The organism is Psychrobacillus glaciei, from assembly GCF_008973485.1.
GTDB classification, from domain to species: domain Bacteria; phylum Bacillota; class Bacilli; order Bacillales_A; family Planococcaceae; genus Psychrobacillus; species Psychrobacillus glaciei.
This window is the reverse complement of record NZ_CP031223.1, coordinates 1-19,886: the sequence shown is the minus strand read 5'-3', so window position 1 is coordinate 19,886 and position 19,886 is coordinate 1. Positions and strand designations below refer to the sequence as shown.

Here is a 19,886-nt window from a genome sequence, read left to right as displayed (position 1 = left end):
TTTTTTAAAATAGTCCGCCTATAAAGTCAGTTGTACTATGCCATAAATTACCAAAGAATTTACCGATACCTTTGAACATTAAACTAATCCAACTTGCGCGGTCTACATCTTCAGTTGTCACCACATCTACTTCTGTTGCTTTATCGGTTACATAACCATAATCAGTTCCCTCCGTCTTTTCGAGATGAACTGTACCTACTACAGTACCCTTTTTAACATCCGCCTCTAAAGCTTTTTCTTTCGGAGTGAAAATTGGCTTGTACTGATCTTTTTCACTTGTTTTAATAACCATTGATATTGGATCTTTTACAGCAATTGAAACGGAATCTTCTTTTCCTTTTTCAACTGGTAATGTTTCATTTTCAGGAATTTTATATCCCGATGGAACTATTTCTGTTTTAGAAAACTGAGCAAACCCATAATCAAATAACGCTCTTGCTGCATCAAATCGAGCTTTATAAGAACCAGCTCCATTTGCATCTACAGCCTTCATCACAACCGCAATAACACGCATTCCATTTCTTGTAGCTGTTCCCGTAAAACAATGTCCTGCAAATTCTGTTGTACCTGTCTTTAATCCATCTACACCTTCATATTTGTATATTAGTCCTGGTAACATCCAATTCCAGTTACTCATTTCAATTGCATCTGACGTCCCTTTACGGAATGTCTTTTTAGCTATTTTCGTTGTTTCTAATACTTCTGGATAATCTTTCATTAAATTATATGCAAGTGTTGCTACCGATTTTGCTGCCATCACGTTTTCATCAGTGGCACCTGAATTAGCTGGATACATGCCTTGTAAATCCGCATTATTCAAACCTGTTGAATTGACAAATTTATAACCTTTCAGGCCCATTTCCGCTGCTTTATCATTCATTAGCTTCACAAAGTTTTCTTCCGTCCCTCCAATAGTCTCTGCTATAGCTATTGTAGCTGCATTTGCAGAGTATATTGCCATTGCCTCATAAAGTTCATGAATGGAATAGCTACCATCCTGGCGAAGAGGTACATTACTTAATGCGCGATTTTGAGAAATTTTGTATGTATAATCTGTAACAGAATACTGTTGATCCCAAGAAATTTTCCCATCTTTAATCGCTTCAAATAATAAATACTCTGTCATCATTTTAGTCATACTGGCAATACCTAATGGTGCATCTGCATTTTTCTCGTATAGAATTTTACCTGTATCTGCATCAACTAATATTGCTGCATCGACATTTAAATTTAAACTTTCCTCAGCTTTTGTAGCAGTCGGCATTCCACATACAACTGAAACAAGAAACATAGGAAGTACTAGCCATTTAATCATTGATGTCATCCAAACTTTCTTCACTACTGTACCCCCACTATAAGTTTTTTCAATGCCCATTTTAACACACTTTGTTACTTCATAGCACTTTCCGCAAAAAAAGCACCCATTTTGCCTAGATAAAGACGTTAAATGGATGCAAAAGGTTCTTTCTACGTTACTTATGATATGGAATAGTTAGGTGCTTCTTTCGTAATTTGGACATCATGTGGATGGCTTTCTCGTAAACCTGCACCAGTCATGCGTATGAACTGTGCATTTTCACGTAAATCTTGTAAATTTCCTGTTCCACAATAGCCCATACCAGCTCGAACACCACCAAGTAATTGATGAACTGTATCTGAAAGTGGTCCTTTATATGGTAGACGACCTTCAATTCCTTCTGGTACTAATTTTTTAGCTTCTTCTTGGAAATAACGATCTTTTGAACCTTTTTCCATAGCAGCAATTGACCCCATACCACGGTAAGTCTTAAAGCGTCTACCTTGGAATATTTCTGTCTCTCCAGGACTTTCTGTTGTACCTGCAAGTAAACTTCCTAGCATGACAACATGTCCACCTGCTGCAAGTGCCTTGATAATATCACCAGAGTACTTAATACCACCATCTGCAATAATTGTTTTTCCAACTTCACGAGCTTCCGTTGCACAATCATATACTGCTGTAATTTGTGGTACTCCAACACCTGCTACAACACGGGTAGTACATATTGAACCTGGCCCAATACCAACTTTTACAACGTCAGCACCTGCTTCAAATAGCGCACGAGTAGCTTCACCAGTTGCAACATTTCCAGCAATAATGTCTAAGTTAGGATATGCTTCACGAATACTCTTTACAGTATCCATAACACCTTGTGAGTGTCCATGAGCTGTGTCAATCACAATAACATCTACTTGTGCTTGAACAAGCTTTTCAATTCGGTGCATTGTATCTTTGGTTACTCCAACTGCCGCTCCAACCAATAGGCGTCCATGTTGATCTTTTGCTGCATTTGGAAATTCAATCACTTTCTCAATATCTTTGATTGTAATGAGACCTTTTAGGATTCCATTTTCATCTACAATAGGAAGTTTTTCTATTTTATACTGTTGTAAGATTTTCTCTGCATCTTCTAAAGTCGTACCAACTGCAGCAGTTACTAATTTTTCTTTCGTCATTACTTCATCAATTATTAAAGAATAATCTTGAATGAAACGTAGATCACGATTAGTAATAATTCCAACTAACTTTTGTTCATCTTTATTGTTTACTATTGGAACTCCAGAAATTCTGTATTTCCCCATTAAATGTTCAGCATCATATACTTGATGAGTTGGAGTTAAGAAAAAAGGATCTGTAATAACTCCATTCTCGGAACGTTTAACCGTTTCCACTTGCTCGGCCTGTTCTTCAATACTCATATTTTTGTGAATAATACCAAGACCGCCTTGACGAGCCATAGCAATTGCCATCTTTGCTTCTGTAACAGTGTCCATACCAGCACTAATGATTGGAATGTTTAACTTAATTTTTGATGTTAATTGAACAGACAAATCCACATCTTTCGGTAATACTTCTGACTGTGCTGGAACTAGTAAAACATCATCAAACGTTAAACCTTCTTTTTGAAATTTAGACTCCCACATTTTCCGAATTTCCTCCTCTATAATTGAATATTATTGTAAGGTTATCAGCGCCTAGACTCACTGTCAAGAATCAAATAGTAATACAATTATTCCGATTTTTCTATTTAAATTGTTTTTTTATATCTTGTAGCATTTTAGATGGAGAAGTTTGTGGAGCATATCGGTCTATTACTTTCCCGTCTTTATTTATAAGGAATTTTGTAAAATTCCACTTAATTGCCTCAGATAAAAATCCCTTTTTTTCTGACACTAAAAATTGAAATAAAGGTTCAGCCTCTTTTCCTTTCACATTTACTTTTGCAAATATAGGAAATGTTACCCCATAATTCAACTGACAAAATTCAATAGTGCTTTCAATTTCTTCAAATTCTTGATTATTAAATTGATCGCAAGGAAATCCTAGTATTATGAGCCCTTCTTCTTTGTAAGTTTCATATAATTTCTGTAGTTCTGCAAACTGTGGTGTAAAACCACAATGACTTGCAGTATTTACAATAATCATTGGTTTATCTTTGTATATATTTAAGGAAACATCTTCACCTTTTGTATTCTTCACCGTAAAGTCGTAAATAGTAGTCATTTTTTCTCTCCTTTTTTTAAGCTTATCTCTACCTTATTTCTTTCTTTAAATAATCTCAAGAATTTAGTTTGTGTTTAAAGGGACACCCTTCATGTAGGTAGTTTTAAAAAGTAATTTTATCCCTCTTAATTTTTTGAAAGAACTATAAGGTTTTATAGAATACAGCAAGCGATATTAGTGTATTTGCATCACGACTGTTGGTTATCATATTTTTTCTAACTACTACATTTAGGTTAATGTACGATTAGTTTTCCGTCTTAGTGTAGATATAATGCGTCTTAGTTACCGCTAGGATTTTCGCTGCAGGGCGGACGCTTTCCGTGGGGTGAGCGATGCCCCATCACCGACGCTACGCGTACGATGTGATGGGGCATCTGTCTCACTCATCCCACAGGAGTCGCCGACCTTTCGCTACAATCCACTAGAGCTTGCTAGTTATTCTGAGTTGTGGAATTGTGTATAAAAAAGAGAAGAATAATTTCTTTTTTAACTAAACTCCCCTTTTTTCCAACTAAATATTAAAAAGTGCCACAAGAATAGAGGTTTTTTGTTAGTACGCGTTATTAAAAGTGCGTGCAATTAATCAGTGCTATCTCATGCCAAGTTAAAACTTTATTATGAGAAATTTGTCGTGTTCATCATGTGATTTGTCTCGATCATCTATTTATTGGATTTCACTTCAGATAATACAGTTAAGATTGAAAAGTGAATAGTGAAACTGAATAGCTAGCAAATATGCTGGTTTGCAGCGGCAGACGGCGACTCCGAAGGGATCAGGGAGACAGATGAGACCGCACCAGCGGCGCACATGCGACGGTGCTGGCTCATCGCTCCCCCCTCTGAATGCGTCCGCCTAGAGCGGAAATCCCGGCGGTTACTAAGACGCACTATTTCTAAAAAGCGTACTGAAACATATAACTGTAAGCCATAATCTTGTTTCATTAAATAGAAGACGTTAGATAATCAATAGACTTGTTTTTGTATAAGTACTTATTAAAGAATGGTTGCTAGACTAGGAGTGACCAAGTCTCCAAATATGCAGTATATCTAGGCGAAAGAGCTAATTTAATACAGCAATTTCAATTAAAAAGTACCTTGAATTATTATCCATAATCAGTTAAAAGACGTCACTTTGAGATCAATTCTGCGGTAACCGAGACTAAATCTCACAGACTTGTATATATAAAAAAAAGTCGTCACCGATTACTCGGTAACGACTTTTTATAGTGCCCAGCGACGTCCTACTCTTGCAGGGGGAAACCCCCAACTACCATCGGCGCTGAAGAGCTTAACTTCCGTGTTCGGTATGGGAACGGGTGTGACCTCTTCGCCATCATCACTAGACTAGTTCGGCTTTCAATACACTGCGCATTGCGTTGTCAACTTCATTCGATCAATCAGTCACGTACTTAAGTACGCTCCTTCTTTCTCTCAATCGTTTCCTAGCACTGCTTGCGTCTTGGAACCCTTTAATTTGAGTGCTTGTTCACTCAAAACTGGATAAAAGACATTGAAATGTGCAAATTCTATTTGGTTAAGTCCTCGATCGATTAGTATTCGTCAGCTGCACATGTCGCCACGCTTCCACCCCGAACCTATCTACCTCATCGTCTTTGAGGGATCTTACTTACTTGCGTAATGGGAAATCTCATCTTGAGGGGGGCTTCGTGCTTAGATGCTTTCAGCACTTATCCCGTCCACACATAGCTACCCAGCGATGCTCTTGGCAGAACAACTGGTACACCAGCGGTGTGTCCATCCCGGTCCTCTCGTACTAAGGACAGCTCCTCTCAAATTTCCTACGCCCACGACGGATAGGGACCGAACTGTCTCACGACGTTCTGAACCCAGCTCGCGTACCGCTTTAATGGGCGAACAGCCCAACCCTTGGGACCGACTACAGCCCCAGGATGCGATGAGCCGACATCGAGGTGCCAAACCTCCCCGTCGATGTGGACTCTTGGGGGAGATAAGCCTGTTATCCCCGGGGTAGCTTTTATCCGTTGAGCGATGGCCCTTCCATGCGGAACCACCGGATCACTAAGCCCGTCTTTCGACCCTGCTCGACTTGTAGGTCTCGCAGTCAAGCTCCCTTCTGCCTTTACACTCTTCGAATGATTTCCAACCATTCTGAGGGAACCTTTGGGCGCCTCCGTTACACTTTAGGAGGCGACCGCCCCAGTCAAACTACCCGCCTGACACTGTCTCCTACCCGGGTTACGGGTATGGGTTAGAATTTCAATACAACCAGGGCAGTATCCCACCGACGCCTCCTCCGAAGCTGGCGCTCCGGGCTCTAAGGCTCCTGCCTATCCTGTACAAGTTGCACCAAAATTCAATATCAAGCTATAGTAAAGCTCCACGGGGTCTTTCCGTCCTGTCGCGGGTAACCTGCATCTTCACAGGTACTATAATTTCACCGAGTCTCTCGTTGAGACAGTGCCCAGATCGTTACGCCTTTCGTGCGGGTCGGAACTTACCCGACAAGGAATTTCGCTACCTTAGGACCGTTATAGTTACGGCCGCCGTTTACTGGGGCTTCAATTCGCACCTTCGCTTGCGCTAAGCACTCCTCTTAACCTTCCAGCACCGGGCAGGCGTCAGCCCCTATACTTCACCTTACGGTTTTGCAGAGACCTGTGTTTTTGCTAAACAGTCGCCTGGGCCTATTCACTGCGGCTCTTCTAGGCTATACACCCAAAAGAGCACCCCTTCTCCCGAAGTTACGGGGTCATTTTGCCGAGTTCCTTAACGAGAGTTCTCTCGCTCACCTTAGGATTCTCTCCTCGACTACCTGTGTCGGTTTGCGGTACGGGCACCTATCACCTCGCTAGAGGCTTTTCTTGGCAGTGTGAAATCAGGAACTTCGGACTAAGTCCTCGCCATCACAGCTCAATGTTACAGAGTGCGGATTTGCCTACACTCACACCTTACTGCTTGGACATGCATAACCAACAGCATGCTTACCCTATCCTTCTGCGTCCCCCCATTGCTCAAACGGTGGTTTGGTGGTACAGGAATATCAACCTGTTGTCCATCGTCTACGCCTATCGGCCTCGACTTAGGTCCCGACTAACCCTGAGCGGACGAGCCTTCCTCAGGAAACCTTAGTCATACGGTGGATGGGATTCTCACCCATCTTTCGCTACTCATACCGGCATTCTCACTTCTAAGCGCTCCACCAGTCCTTCCGGTCTGACTTCAACGCCCTTAGAACGCTCTCCTACCACTGATACCATAGGTATCAATCCACAGCTTCGGTGATTTGTTTAGCCCCGATACATTTTCGGCGCAGCGTCACTCGACCAGTGAGCTATTACGCACTCTTTAAATGATGGCTGCTTCTAAGCCAACATCCTGGTTGTCTAAGCAACGCCACATCCTTTTCCACTTAACAAATACTTTGGGACCTTAGCTGGTGGTCTGGGCTGTTTCCCTCTTGACTACGGATCTTATCACTCGCAGTCTGACTCCCAAACATAAATCATTGGCATTCGGAGTTTGTCTGAATTCGGTAACCCGGGATGGGCCCCTAGTCCAAACAGTGCTCTACCTCCAAGATTCTAACGTTTGAGGCTAGCCCTAAAGCTATTTCGGAGAGAACCAGCTATCTCCAGGTTCGATTGGAATTTCTCCGCTACCCACACCTCATCCCCGCACTTTTCAACGTGCGTGGGTTCGGACCTCCAGTAAGTGTTACCTTACCTTCATCCTGGACATGGGTAGATCACCTGGTTTCGGGTCTACGACCACATACTCATTCGCCCTATTCAGACTCGCTTTCGCTGCGGCTCCGTCTTCTCAACTTAACCTTGCATGTAATCGTAACTCGCCGGTTCATTCTACAAAAGGCACGCCATCACCCATTAACGGGCTCTGACTACTTGTAGGCACGCGGTTTCAGGATCTATTTCACTCCCCTTCCGGGGTGCTTTTCACCTTTCCCTCACGGTACTGGTTCACTATCGGTCACTAGGTAGTATTTAGCCTTGGGAGATGGTCCTCCCAGATTCCGACGGAATTTCACGTGTTCCGCCGTACTCAGGATACACTCAAGAGAGAATGAACTTTTGACTACGGGGCTTTTACCCTATCCTGCGGACCTTTCCAGATCGCTTCGTCTAACTCATTCCTTTGTAACTCTATGTAGAGTGTCCTACAACCCCAAGAGGCAAGCCTCTTGGTTTGGGCTATTCCCGTTTCGCTCGCCGCTACTCAGGGAATCGATTTTTCTTTCTCTTCCTCCAGGTACTTAGATGTTTCAGTTCCCTGGGTGTGCCACAGATACGCTATGTATTCACGTAAATGTACTGCTCCATTACGAACAGTGGGTTTCCCCATTCGGAAATCTCCGGATCAAAGCTCACTTACAGCTCCCCGAAGCATATCGGTGTTAGTGCCGTCCTTCTTCGGCTCCTAGTGCCAAGGCATTCACCGCGCGCCCTTATTAACTTAACCTAATTTGGTCCTCCGTGAAAACACGGACTTCCTATAGTAGTTAAAAATACTACGCAAAATATAATCACAAAAGTGATTACAAATTGAATTTCTTGAATTTGTTTCTTTCAATGTCTTTTTATCCAGTTTTCAAAGAACAAGTTTTCAAATGCTCATAAAAATGAACATTCAAAACTGAACTGCAAAACGTTAAGATACAGATAAAAATCTGTATTCCGATATTATCCTTAGAAAGGAGGTGATCCAGCCGCACCTTCCGATACGGCTACCTTGTTACGACTTCACCCCAATCATCTGTCCCACCTTCGGCGGCTGGCTCCCGTAAGGGTTACCCCACCGACTTCGGGTGTTACAAACTCTCGTGGTGTGACGGGCGGTGTGTACAAGGCCCGGGAACGTATTCACCGTGGCATGCTGATCCACGATTACTAGCGATTCCGGCTTCATGTAGGCGAGTTGCAGCCTACAATCCGAACTGAGAACGGTTTTATGGGATTAGCTCACCCTCGCGGGGTTGCGACCCTCTGTACCGTCCATTGTAGCACGTGTGTAGCCCAGGTCATAAGGGGCATGATGATTTGACGTCATCCCCACCTTCCTCCGGTTTATCACCGGCAGTCACCTTAGAGTGCCCAACTAAATGCTGGCAACTAAGATCAAGGGTTGCGCTCGTTGCGGGACTTAACCCAACATCTCACGACACGAGCTGACGACAACCATGCACCACCTGTCACCGCTGTCCCCGAAGGGAAAGATCTATCTCTAGAACGGTCAACGGGATGTCAAGACCTGGTAAGGTTCTTCGCGTTGCTTCGAATTAAACCACATGCTCCACCGCTTGTGCGGGCCCCCGTCAATTCCTTTGAGTTTCAGTCTTGCGACCGTACTCCCCAGGCGGAGTGCTTAATGCGTTAGCTGCAGCACTAAGGGGCGGAAACCCCCTAACACTTAGCACTCATCGTTTACGGCGTGGACTACCAGGGTATCTAATCCTGTTTGCTCCCCACGCTTTCGCGCCTCAGCGTCAGTTACAGACCAGAAAGCCGCCTTCGCCACTGGTGTTCCTCCAAATCTCTACGCATTTCACCGCTACACTTGGAATTCCGCTTTCCTCTTCTGTACTCAAGTCCCCCAGTTTCCAATGACCTTCCACGGTTGAGCCGTGGGATTTCACATCAGACTTAAAGGACCGCCTGCGCGCGCTTTACGCCCAATAATTCCGGACAACGCTTGCCACCTACGTATTACCGCGGCTGCTGGCACGTAGTTAGCCGTGGCTTTCTAATGAGGTACCGTCAAGGTACGAGCAGTTACTCTCGTACTTGTTCTTCCCTCACAACAGAGTTTTACGATCCGAAAACCTTCTTCACTCACGCGGCATTGCTCCATCAGACTTTCGTCCATTGTGGAAGATTCCCTACTGCTGCCTCCCGTAGGAGTCTGGGCCGTGTCTCAGTCCCAGTGTGGCCGATCACCCTCTCAGGTCGGCTACGCATCGTCGCCTTGGTGAGCCGTTACCTCACCAACTAGCTAATGCGCCGCGGGCCCATCCTGTAGTGACAGCCGAAACCGTCTTTTAACATTTCCCCATGTGAGGAAATGGATTATTCGGTATTAGCCCCGGTTTCCCGGAGTTATCCCAATCTACAGGGCAGGTTGCCCACGTGTTACTCACCCGTCCGCCGCTAAATCAGAAGAAGCAAGCTTCTTCGTCATTCGCTCGACTTGCATGTATTAGGCATGCCGCCAGCGTTCGTCCTGAGCCAGGATCAAACTCTCCATAATAGAGAACTTAAAAAGCTCATTTTGTTTTGCTGGCATCATCATTAAATGATGTCCAAATTGTTTTGCCATCAAACTAACCGAAGTCAGTCTTTCAAGCTATATTTCTTAACGTTTTGCATGTTCAGTTTTCAATGTTCATGTTGTCGACTTGTTTTGGCGACTTCTATATAATATCAAGAATAAACATCTATGTCAACACTTTATTGAAATTAAATAAAAAGCCCTTTCCCTTCTGAATAAAATTAGGAAAGAGCAACATAAATTAGTTACATAATTGTCTCTATATGAACAGTTCTATTGGCTGCCAAATCAATTATTTGGCCAGATTCAGTTAATCTAATCATAGGTCGAAATGGCAAATCTCTATGCATGAAAACTATTTCTCCTTTTTCCCCTGTAGATAAAAGAACTGGTGTAGAAATAGGTAGAGCACCTACTAATGAAATCAAAGCATTTACGACCTCAATATTATATTTACCGAACTCTTCTTCTTTAATCATTTCCAATACTTTAAAAGATGAAGTTTTTGCGCGATATATTCGTTCTGATGTCATAGCATGATAAACATCCGCTACAGCAATTATTTGAGAAAGCGTGGAAATACTATCCAACTTTTCACCTTTTGGATAACCACTACCATCTAATCTTTCGTGATGTTGGAAAATAGCAATTTTCATCTCAGGCTTTAGTAAAGGACTGTCTTTAACCATTTGAAAACTGTGAATCGTATGTTTCTTAATCTCGGAAAAGTCTGCTTCCGTTAAATACGCCTTTTTTTCTCTAATTTTTTTATCTACTTTTGCCATTCCAATATCAGCCATTAAGCCTGCAGTTGCAATTTGAATAGTTTGTCCAACTGAGTATCCCATTTTTTTAGCGATGGCACCAGAAAGTATTCCAACTGCTATGGAATGATGAGCAATATACTGTTCTATAGAAGAGTAGTCATTCAAATGGAAAAAGATTTGTCTTTCTTCCAATGCACTTTCTATTATAGGTATTAATATATTTCGTAACTTTGCTACATCAACTTTCATCCCCGATTCCCAAGTATTAAATTCCTTTTGAAAATTATTCACTCCATCATTATATAAATTGATAAATTCCACTTTCATTTCTGGTAGAGTTTCTTTTATTATTTTATTTACTTTTTTGTTGTTTAATTTGCTTATTATTTCTTCGTCAGATCTACTAAATTGGTTATCAATTACTATTGGTACTTTGTTTATATTAAAAGCACGTAATACTTGAATATGCTCTCTTGATACTTTCGTGTCTTTTCGTATAATAGGAGATTGCGTGTTAACCAAAATATCTTCCGCAATCATACTTCCTAATTTTAACTCGTCTAAATTCTCTAATGTATATTCCAATATATTTCCCCCTTCTCTCTAATTTTTCTTAATTATACCAAATATTCATTATTTAAATATGCAAAAAAAAACTCTTAGACAAAAATATTGTCTAAGAGTTTTTTCATTTATTCTTCTGTATTTTCTATTATAGACCCATTTATTTCATTAGAAGAAATTTCATTTACTACTTCTTCTTCTTCTTCTTCGTCTTCTTTTTCTACTTTTTCTACTTTTGCAACAGTAGCAATTAACTCGTCATCCGATAATCTCATTAATCGGACACCTTGTGTGCTTCTACCAGTTATTGATATATCATTTACATCCATACGAATAAGCATACCGTTTATCGTAATTAACATTAGATCCTCAGTTCCATCAACTGCCTTAACTGCAGATAAAGGACCGTTTTTATCGGTAATTTGGCAAGTTTTTACACCCATTCCACCACGACTCTGTAAGCGGTATTCTATTTCTGGTGTTCGTTTGCCGTAACCATTTTCTGTTACAACTAAAATTTCTTGTTCAGGTTCGATAATTTCCATACCAACTACATAATCGTCATCTTTTAAACGAATGCCTCTAACCCCACCAGCTGTTCTACCCATAGAGCGGATATCTGTTTCTTCAAATCGGACTAATTTTCCTTGACGTGTCCCAATAATGATTTGTTTACTTCCATCTGTTAAGCGTACTGCAATAAGTTCATCGTCTTCACGTAAAGAGATGGCTATTAATCCATTTGCTCGAATATGAGCAAAACCAGATACAGGAGAGCGCTTCGTTACACCTTGTTTTGTAGTGAATATGAAATAGTTATCTTCTTCGAAAGAAGCCATTGGTATCATTGCGGTAACTTGTTCATCTTTTTCAATACCTAGCAAGTTAACAAGTGGCAAGCCTTTCGCTGTACGGCCATATTCCGGAACTTCGAATCCTCTTGCACGATACACTTTTCCTTTGTTTGTAAAAAACAATATAGTGTCATGTGTTGATGTATACAATAAATGTTCTACGAAGTCATTTTCGTTCGTTCCCATTCCTTGGACACCACGACCTCCACGTTTTTGGCTCTTATACGTATTTGCAGGTAAACGTTTAATGTAACCTTTATTGGTTAAAGTAAGGACAGAGTTTTCCACTGGAATTAAGTCTTCATCTTCTAACACTTCTGCTCCACCAGCAACAATTTCTGTTCTTCGCTTATCACTATAACGATCTTTAATTTCTGTAATCTCTTCTCTTATTATCTCAAGTATTCTATAGTCATTGGCTAAAATAAATTTCAATTCATCTATTAGTTTTACAAGTGCACTATATTCGTCTTCAATTTTATCACGTTCTAACCCTGTTAAACGCTGCAAACGCATATCTAAAATTGCTTGGGCTTGACGTTCAGACAAATTGAATTTCTCCATCAAACCATTTTTTGCTTCTTCGCCGGTTTGAGAAGCTCTGATTAATGTAATAATTTCATCTATATGATCTAAAGCAATTCGTAAGCCCTCTAAAATATGAGCACGATCTTCTGCTTTATTTAGCTCAAATTGAGTGCGACGACGAATAATTACTTTTTGATGCTCTAGATAATGGTAAAGCATTTCTTTTATGTTCAATACTTTAGGTTGATTATCAACAAGTGCGAGCATATTGACTCCAAAGCTAGATTGTAATGCAGTTTGTTTATATAAATTGTTAAGTAAAACATGTGAATTAGCATCTTTTCTAACTTCAATTACAATTCGCATTCCATTTCGGTCAGATTCATCTGCTAAATGGGTAATACCATCAATTTTTTTATCACGAACTAATTCTGCAATCTTCTCGATTAAACGTGCTTTGTTTACTTGATAAGGTAATTCAGTAACAATAATTACTTCTTTACCACTAGCTTTTAGCTCTATTTCAACTTTTGCTCGAATTAATATAGAACCTCTACCAGTTTCATATGCACGACGAATGCCGCTTCTACCTAAGATAATACCCGCAGTAGGAAAGTCAGGACCAGGGATTATGGTCATTAACTCTTCAATTGTAATTGCAGGATTTTCAGATAAAGCTAATACTCCATCAATTACTTCACCTAAATTATGAGAAGGAATATTTGTTGCCATCCCTACAGCAATACCCGAAGCACCATTTACCAGTAAGTTTGGATATCTACTAGGTAAAACAACGGGTTCTTTTTCTTGTCCATCGTAGTTATCTTTATAATCAATGGTATTTTTATTGATGTCCCGTAATAATTCTAAAGCAATTTTAGACATACGAGATTCTGTATAACGCATAGCAGCTGCTCCGTCACCATCTACAGAACCAAAGTTACCATGACCATCCACCAACATATAACGATAACTAAAATCTTGTGCCATACGAACCATTGCTTCATAAATGGAAGAGTCACCATGTGGATGATACTTCCCCATAACGTCTCCAACAATACGAGCAGATTTTTTATGAGGTTTATCCGGTGTATTCCCCAATTCTTGCATACCATATAAGATTCGACGATGAACGGGTTTTAAACCATCACGAACATCTGGTAATGCACGGGATACAATTACGCTCATTGCATAGTCAAGGAAAGATGTTTTCATTTCTTGACTAATATTAATGCCTCTAACGCCTTTATTTGGAATTTCCGACATTCTCAATACCTCCAGTCACACACTTACTTAAATATCTAAATTTTTAACGTATACTGCATTTTCTTCGATAAATAGACGTCTAGGCTCTACATCTTCACCCATTAACTGTTCAAATACAGCATCAGCCTCCATAGCATTGTCTAAGTTTATTTGAAGTAATGTGCGAACGTCGGGGTCCATTGTTGTATCCCATAGTTGCGTTGCATCCATTTCACCGAGCCCTTTATATCGTTGAATATTAGGTTTTGAAGTTTTCGGTAAACGATCTATAATTTCTTTTAGTTGTTCGTCATTATAGCAATATTCTACATGTTTCCCTTGTTTCACTTGATATAACGGTGGTTGTGCAGCATACACATAGCCAGCTTCGATTAATGGTCTCATGAATCGAAAGAAGAATGTAAGTAATAAAGTTCTAATATGTGCACCGTCAACATCGGCATCAGTCATTATGATTATTTTATGGTAACGAGCTTTTTCTAAAGTAAATTCTTCTCCAATACCGGTACCAAGAGCTGTAATCATGGCACGTATTTCAGCGTTTCCAAGAATTCTATCTAAACGTGCTTTTTCCACGTTTAAAATTTTCCCACGCAAAGGTAATATTGCTTGGAAGTGACGATCTCGTCCTGATTTTGCCGAACCACCAGCAGAGTCACCTTCTACGATATACAATTCGCTTTCTGCAGGTACACGCGAAGAACAATCTGCCAGTTTGCCAGGAAGACTTGAAACTTCTAAAGCTGACTTTCTACGAGTAAATTCACGAGCTTTTTTTGCAGCGAGACGAGCTCTTGCAGCCATTAGGCCTTTGTCTACAACTTTTCGGGCAACTTGGGGATTTTCTAATAAAAAACGATCAAAACCTTCTGCAAATAAACTATTGGTAATAGTACTCACTTCTGAATTACCTAGTTTTGTCTTCGTTTGTCCTTCAAATTGGGGATCAGGGTGTTTAACGGAGACGATTGCTGTTAAACCTTCCCTTACATCGTCCCCCGATAGATTAGTATCCGCATCTTTTAAGAGACCATTTTTTCTAGCGTAGTCATTAATAACACGAGTGAGTGCCATTTTGAAACCTGACTCATGTGTTCCACCCTCATACGTATTAATATTATTCGCAAAAGATAATATATTAGACGAATATCCGGCATTATATTGCATAGCAATTTCAATGGAAATACCATCTTTTTCGCCTTCTACAAATATTGCTTCTTCCGTAATTGGCTCTTTAGATTTATTAAGATCCTCCACGTAAGATTTTATTCCGCCTTCATAATAATATTTAAAAGATTTTTCTTGTCCTTCTCGTTCATCCGCAATTGTAATAGACAAACCGCGATTTAGATAAGCCAGTTCACGTACACGATGGGATAAGAGATCAAATTCATATACAGTAGTTTCAGTGAAAATTTCAAAGTCTGCTTTAAATCTTGTTAATGTTCCAGTTTCATCTGAATCACCAACAACAGCTAATGGAGAACTAACATCTCCTCGTTCAAATTTAATACTATGAATTTTTCCATCACGTTTAACATATACTTCTGTAAACTCGGAAAGGGCATTTACAACAGATGCACCAACTCCGTGAAGTCCACCGGAGACTTTATAGCCTCCACCGCCAAATTTACCTCCAGCATGGAGAACGGTCATGATTACTTCAACTGCTGGTTTTCCCATTTTTTCTTGATTACTTACAGGGATTCCACGTCCATTATCTTCTACTCGGATCCAATTGTCTTTTTCAATTGTGACGATAATATGATCGCAATAGCCTGCAAGCGCTTCATCAATACTATTATCGACTATTTCCCACACCAAATGGTGGAGTCCTTTTGAACTGGTAGTACCAATATACATCCCTGGACGTTTTCTTACAGCTTCTAATCCCTCTAAAACTTGTATCTGTTCAGCATCATAAGAGGATTCTAATTCTTTTTCTTCCATTGCCAACTTGCTCACCCACTCTTTCATCACTTCAATAATGGTGAAACTAATCTATTTTAATATATTAGAAATTTATTGTTTTATCACAACTGCCCCTTGTTCCACATGAAACATTTGAGCCTGTTGAATAGTTTCATGTGCAAGACCATCTACACTTGTAGTAGTGACAAAGGTTTGTACATCCCCTTGAATGGTATTTAACAAATGAGACTGTCTATAATCATCAAGTTCTGACAAAACGTCATCCAGTAATAAAACAGGAGCTTCACCTACCTCCTGTTTTATAAGCTCTATCTCAGCAAGTTTTAAAGATAATGCCGTTGTACGCTGTTGTCCTTGGGATCCGAATGTTTGAACATCATAATTATTCACAAAAAATTGGAGATCATCTCTGTGAGGACCTGTTAAGGTTACACCTCTATCAAGTTCTCTTTTTTGACTTTCAAATAATCTTTTTTCTAGATGTTCTTTCATTTCATTTTCCGACCAATCTGCTTTTATGCCAGAAGCTGTATGATAGGATACTGTCAACTTTTCTAGACCTCTAGAAATACCAAAATGAATTGGCTCTGCCCACTTTTGTAATAAGTCCATGAATTGAAATCTTTTTTGAATAACCTTTACAGCAGCATCTATATATTGTTCTGTATATACATCAAACATGACGTCGTTTAATAATGATTTCCCTTGATGCTGTTTTAGAATATGATTTCGTTGTTTTAATACTTTTTGGAAATGAAGTAAATCATGTAAATAAACAGGGGAAATTTGACCGATCTCCATGTCAAGAAACCGTCTTCTAACTTGTGGACTTCCTTTTACTAAATATAAATCTTCTGGTGCAAACATCACTACATTCAACTGTCCAATATAATAACTAAGCTTTGTTTGCTCGAGGTGATTAACTTTTGCTTTTTTACCTTTTTTTGACAATATCAATTCTAAAGGCAAACGACCATATTTCTTTTGAATATCACCTTTTATTTTACCATAGTCTGCATCCCAACGTATCAATTCTTTATCATTAGCTGTTCTGTGTGACTTCGCCATAGATAAAACATATAGTGATTCCATTAAATTTGTTTTTCCTTGCGCATTTTCTCCGATAAAGACATTAATTTTAGAGGAAAAATCCAATTGAATAGAATCATAATTACGGTAATCTTTTAGTTCTAATCGTTCGATATACATGTCAATCCCCGTTCTCTGGTCCAATCAATTGGAATATTCCTACACCAGGAATATTCACTATATCCTTATTCCGAAGCTTTCGGCCTCTTCGCTGATCTATTTCACCATTCACATAAACACTATTTTCACTTAAAAACCATTTAGCCATCCCACCAGAACTTATTACATCTGTCATTTTTAATAACTGACCAAGTGTGATAAATTCCGTGTCAAATCGAATATTTTCCAAAAATAATTCAACCTCTTCTCATTTTCATTATCCCTTCATTTTACTCTAAATAATCAAATAAGTAAAAAAAGATAGTCACCGAAGTGACTATCTTAAAATTAATATGTTCTTACTGGCAAAATTAGTTGCAAAATGGAGTCATCATGTACTGACTTCAAAACAAAGGGTCTCATAGTTCCGGAAAATAATATTTTTATATCTTGTCCATCAATAGCTTTTAGTGCATCCATCATATACTTTGCACTAAAGGAGATTTTTAACTCTTCTCCTTCGATAGACTCTGCCAAGATTTGCTCTTCTACATTACCTATTTCTGGAGAATTTGAGGATACTTCAACAAATCCCTCTCCAATCGTTGAGAAACGAACGACATTATTTCTTTCTTCTCTTGCTAGTAATGAGGCACGATCTATTGCTTGTAGTAACGACTTTCCGTTTACTAAAATTGTTGTTTTATATTCACTTGGGATTAATCGAGATGTATCCGGATAGTTACCTTCTAATAATCTAGAATAAAATAATACATCTTCTGTTTTAAATAGTATTTGTTGTTGGGTCATTACAATAGCAACTTCAGAAGATGTTTCTTCTAATATTTTATTTAATTCGTTTAAGCTCTTCCCTGGAATTACAACAGTATATTCTTCTTCCGGTAATTCTTTTACGCTAGTTTTTCTACTGGCTAATCGATGACTATCTGTTGCTACACAATGAAGTTCACCATTTTTAATCTGCCAGTTTACTCCAGTGAGGACAGGGCGGCTTTCTGAGGTAGATACAGCAAATACAGTTTCTTTAATAATTGATTTTAATAAGTCTGAAGGCATAAAAAATTGACGATTTTCTTCAATTTGCGGAAGTAACGGATATTCGGTGGCATCTAATCCTATTAGACTAAATTCAGATTTTCCTGAGCGAATATGTGTTTGAAACTGGTTAGTAACTTCAATCTCTACATCATTTGTAGGCAACTTACGTACAATCTCACTAAATACTTTTGCTTGTAAAACTATAGAACCTGTTTCCGTAATTTTAATAATTTGTTCTCCATTTTTTTCTGTAGGGATAAATGTTTGAATTGTGATATCAGAATCACTACCAGTAATATAAAGGCCTGAATTTATAACCTCTAATTTTAATCCAGTTAATATCGGAACAGTTGTTTTAGAACTTACCGCTTTCATTACATCATTCAATCCCTCTAACAAACTATCTCTTGTTATATTGAATTTCATTTTCCTACCTCACTTATATAATTATTATTTATTAAAAGATTAATAGATATAGTAATAGGGGCTGTGGATTTGTTGATAACATCATTTTCCCCTACTTACGCTAAAGTATCCACATGTGGATAAGTTGTGGTTAAACTAAATGATAACAATACAACTTATCCACAACTTCTTTTATCGTCCTAAAATAGACTTTATTTGTTTTACATCATCTTGTAAGTTTAGATCATCTTTAAGCATTCTCGAAATTTTCTCATGCGCATGAATCACAGTCGTGTGATCGCGTCCTCCAAACTCTTCTCCAATTTTAGGTAAAGAGAAATCAGTTAACTCGCGAGAAAGATACATTGCTACTTGTCGAGGAAATGCAATAGATTTAGTCCGTTTTTTAGCAGTGAAATCCTCTAGTCTTATATGAAAATGCTCTCCTACAACCTTTTGAATATCTAGAATTGTAATAATTCGTGGACGAGCGTTTGGCAAAATGTCTTTAAGTGCTTCGGCGGCTAAGTCAGGGTTAATATCTTTATTTACGAGAGAAGAATAGGCAACTACTCGTATCAGTGCACCTTCTAATTCGCGAATATTCGAATCTATTTGATTTGCAATATAAGCCATTACTTCGTCCGATATATCTAAGCCATCCGCTCTTGCCTTTTTGCGTAAAATTGCTGTTCTAGTTTCTAAATCAGGTGGTGCAATATCTGTTATCAAACCCCATTCAAATCTTGAACGAAGACGATCCTCAAGTGTAGGAATTTCTTTTGGTGGTCGATCACTTGAAATGACAATTTGCTTAGATTCTTCATGTAAAGCATTAAAAGTATGAAAAAATTCTTCCTGAGTTGATTCTTTTCCTGCAAGGAATTGAATATCATCAATTAATAGGACATCAATATTACGATATTTATTGCGAAATTCAATTGTTTTATTATCACGGATGGAGTTAATAAACTCATTTGTAAATTTTTCTGAAGATAAATAAACCACTTTTGCATTTGGATTGTGTTCTTGAACATAATGACCAATCGCATGCATTAAGTGGGTTTTACCTAATCCAACTCCTCCATATACAAATAAAGGGTTATAGGCTTTTGCAGGAGCCTCTGCCACAGCTAAAGATGCAGCATGAGCAAAGCGGTTTCCAGAGCCAATTACAAATGTATCGAACGTATACTTGGAATTTAACATTCCTGGTGAAAAATCAGGTTGATCTCCATTACTTGAAGAAATTTTAGGACTTGGTACTTCAAAATCATCCAAACCTTGATTTTTAGGTACAACAAACGAAATAAGTAGTTCATTGCCTGTTAACTCAGTTAGTATTCCGGCAATTAGGTGAACATAATGATTTTCAAGCCAATCTCTTGCAAAGGAATTAGGAGCAGCTATCGTTACAGTTTCTCCTTTATATGAAAGTAGCTTGGTTGACTTTAACCAAGTTTCAAAACTAGGTTTAGAAGTCTTTTTTTCTACCTCAGAGAGAACTTTAGCCCATAGTTCTTCTAAATGTTCCAA

10 protein-coding genes and 3 rRNA genes are annotated in these 19,886 nt (G+C 39.1%); all 13 read right to left on the bottom strand.

Annotated elements, in window-relative coordinates; genetic code table 11:
* Positions 1–4: 4 nt before the first annotated feature.
* Positions 5–1,339 carry a serine hydrolase gene (locus PB01_RS00065; RefSeq protein ID WP_151698308.1) on the bottom strand — a complete coding sequence of 445 codons (1,335 nt, stop codon included), beginning with the start codon at positions 1,337–1,339 and terminating at the stop codon, positions 5–7.
* 137 nt (positions 1,340–1,476) lie between these two features.
* On the bottom strand, positions 1,477–2,943 hold the full coding sequence (gene guaB / locus PB01_RS00060; protein ID WP_151698307.1) for an IMP dehydrogenase: 1,467 nt from the start codon (positions 2,941–2,943) through the stop codon (positions 1,477–1,479).
* A 100-nt stretch (positions 2,944–3,043) separates the two neighbouring features.
* Positions 3,044–3,523: a glutathione peroxidase gene (locus PB01_RS00055; RefSeq protein WP_151698306.1), complete on the bottom strand. Its 480-nt coding sequence runs from the start codon at positions 3,521–3,523 to the stop codon at positions 3,044–3,046.
* Between the two features lie 1,228 nt (positions 3,524–4,751).
* Positions 4,752–4,867 (bottom strand): 5S ribosomal RNA (gene rrf / locus PB01_RS00050).
* A 186-nt stretch (positions 4,868–5,053) separates the two neighbouring features.
* A 23S ribosomal RNA gene (locus PB01_RS00045) occupies positions 5,054–7,981 on the bottom strand.
* Between the two features lie 231 nt (positions 7,982–8,212).
* Positions 8,213–9,766: ribosomal RNA gene (locus tag PB01_RS00040) — 16S ribosomal RNA — on the bottom strand.
* Together the 16S, 23S and 5S rRNA genes form the textbook arrangement of a ribosomal RNA operon.
* Positions 9,767–10,032: 266 nt before the next feature.
* On the bottom strand, positions 10,033–11,139 hold the full coding sequence (locus PB01_RS00035; protein ID WP_225986118.1) for an HD-GYP domain-containing protein: 1,107 nt from the start codon (positions 11,137–11,139) through the stop codon (positions 10,033–10,035).
* A gap of 107 nt (positions 11,140–11,246) precedes the next feature.
* Positions 11,247–13,766 (bottom strand): DNA gyrase subunit A, encoded by a 2,520-nt coding sequence (gyrA, locus tag PB01_RS00030; RefSeq protein ID WP_151698305.1) that lies wholly within the window; start codon positions 13,764–13,766, stop codon positions 11,247–11,249.
* 27 nt (positions 13,767–13,793) lie between these two features.
* Positions 13,794–15,716: a DNA topoisomerase (ATP-hydrolyzing) subunit B gene (gene gyrB, locus PB01_RS00025; RefSeq protein WP_192797413.1), complete on the bottom strand. Its 1,923-nt coding sequence runs from the start codon at positions 15,714–15,716 to the stop codon at positions 13,794–13,796.
* A gap of 72 nt (positions 15,717–15,788) precedes the next feature.
* Complete coding sequence (gene recF / locus PB01_RS00020; RefSeq protein ID WP_151698304.1) at positions 15,789–16,907, bottom strand: DNA replication/repair protein RecF; 1,119 nt, start codon at positions 16,905–16,907, stop codon at positions 15,789–15,791.
* 1 nt (position 16,908) lies between these two features.
* Positions 16,909–17,136 (bottom strand): S4 domain-containing protein YaaA, encoded by a 228-nt coding sequence (gene yaaA, locus PB01_RS00015; protein WP_151698303.1) that lies wholly within the window; start codon positions 17,134–17,136, stop codon positions 16,909–16,911.
* A 98-nt stretch (positions 17,137–17,234) separates the two neighbouring features.
* Positions 17,235–18,371, bottom strand: a complete 1,137-nt coding sequence (gene dnaN, locus PB01_RS00010) for a DNA polymerase III subunit beta (protein ID WP_151698302.1) — start codon at positions 18,369–18,371, stop codon at positions 17,235–17,237.
* A gap of 171 nt (positions 18,372–18,542) precedes the next feature.
* On the bottom strand, positions 18,543–19,886 hold the full coding sequence (gene dnaA / locus PB01_RS00005) for a chromosomal replication initiator protein DnaA (protein ID WP_151698301.1): 1,344 nt from the start codon (positions 19,884–19,886) through the stop codon (positions 18,543–18,545).

What these genes read in the sequence shown, in the direction of transcription:
- gyrB (WP_192797413.1), bottom strand. Translation starts at nt 15,716, where the DNA reads ATGGAAGAAAAAGAATTAGAATCCTCTTATGATGCTGAACAGATACAA.
- dnaN (WP_151698302.1), bottom strand. Translation starts at nt 18,371, where the DNA reads ATGAAATTCAATATAACAAGAGATAGTTTGTTAGAGGGATTGAATGAT.
- recF (WP_151698304.1), bottom strand. Translation starts at nt 16,907, where the DNA reads ATGTATATCGAACGATTAGAACTAAAAGATTACCGTAATTATGATTCT.
- guaB (WP_151698307.1), bottom strand. Translation starts at nt 2,943, where the DNA reads ATGTGGGAGTCTAAATTTCAAAAAGAAGGTTTAACGTTTGATGATGTT.
- PB01_RS00055 (WP_151698306.1), bottom strand. Translation starts at nt 3,523, where the DNA reads ATGACTACTATTTACGACTTTACGGTGAAGAATACAAAAGGTGAAGAT.
- gyrA (WP_151698305.1), bottom strand. Translation starts at nt 13,766, where the DNA reads ATGTCGGAAATTCCAAATAAAGGCGTTAGAGGCATTAATATTAGTCAA.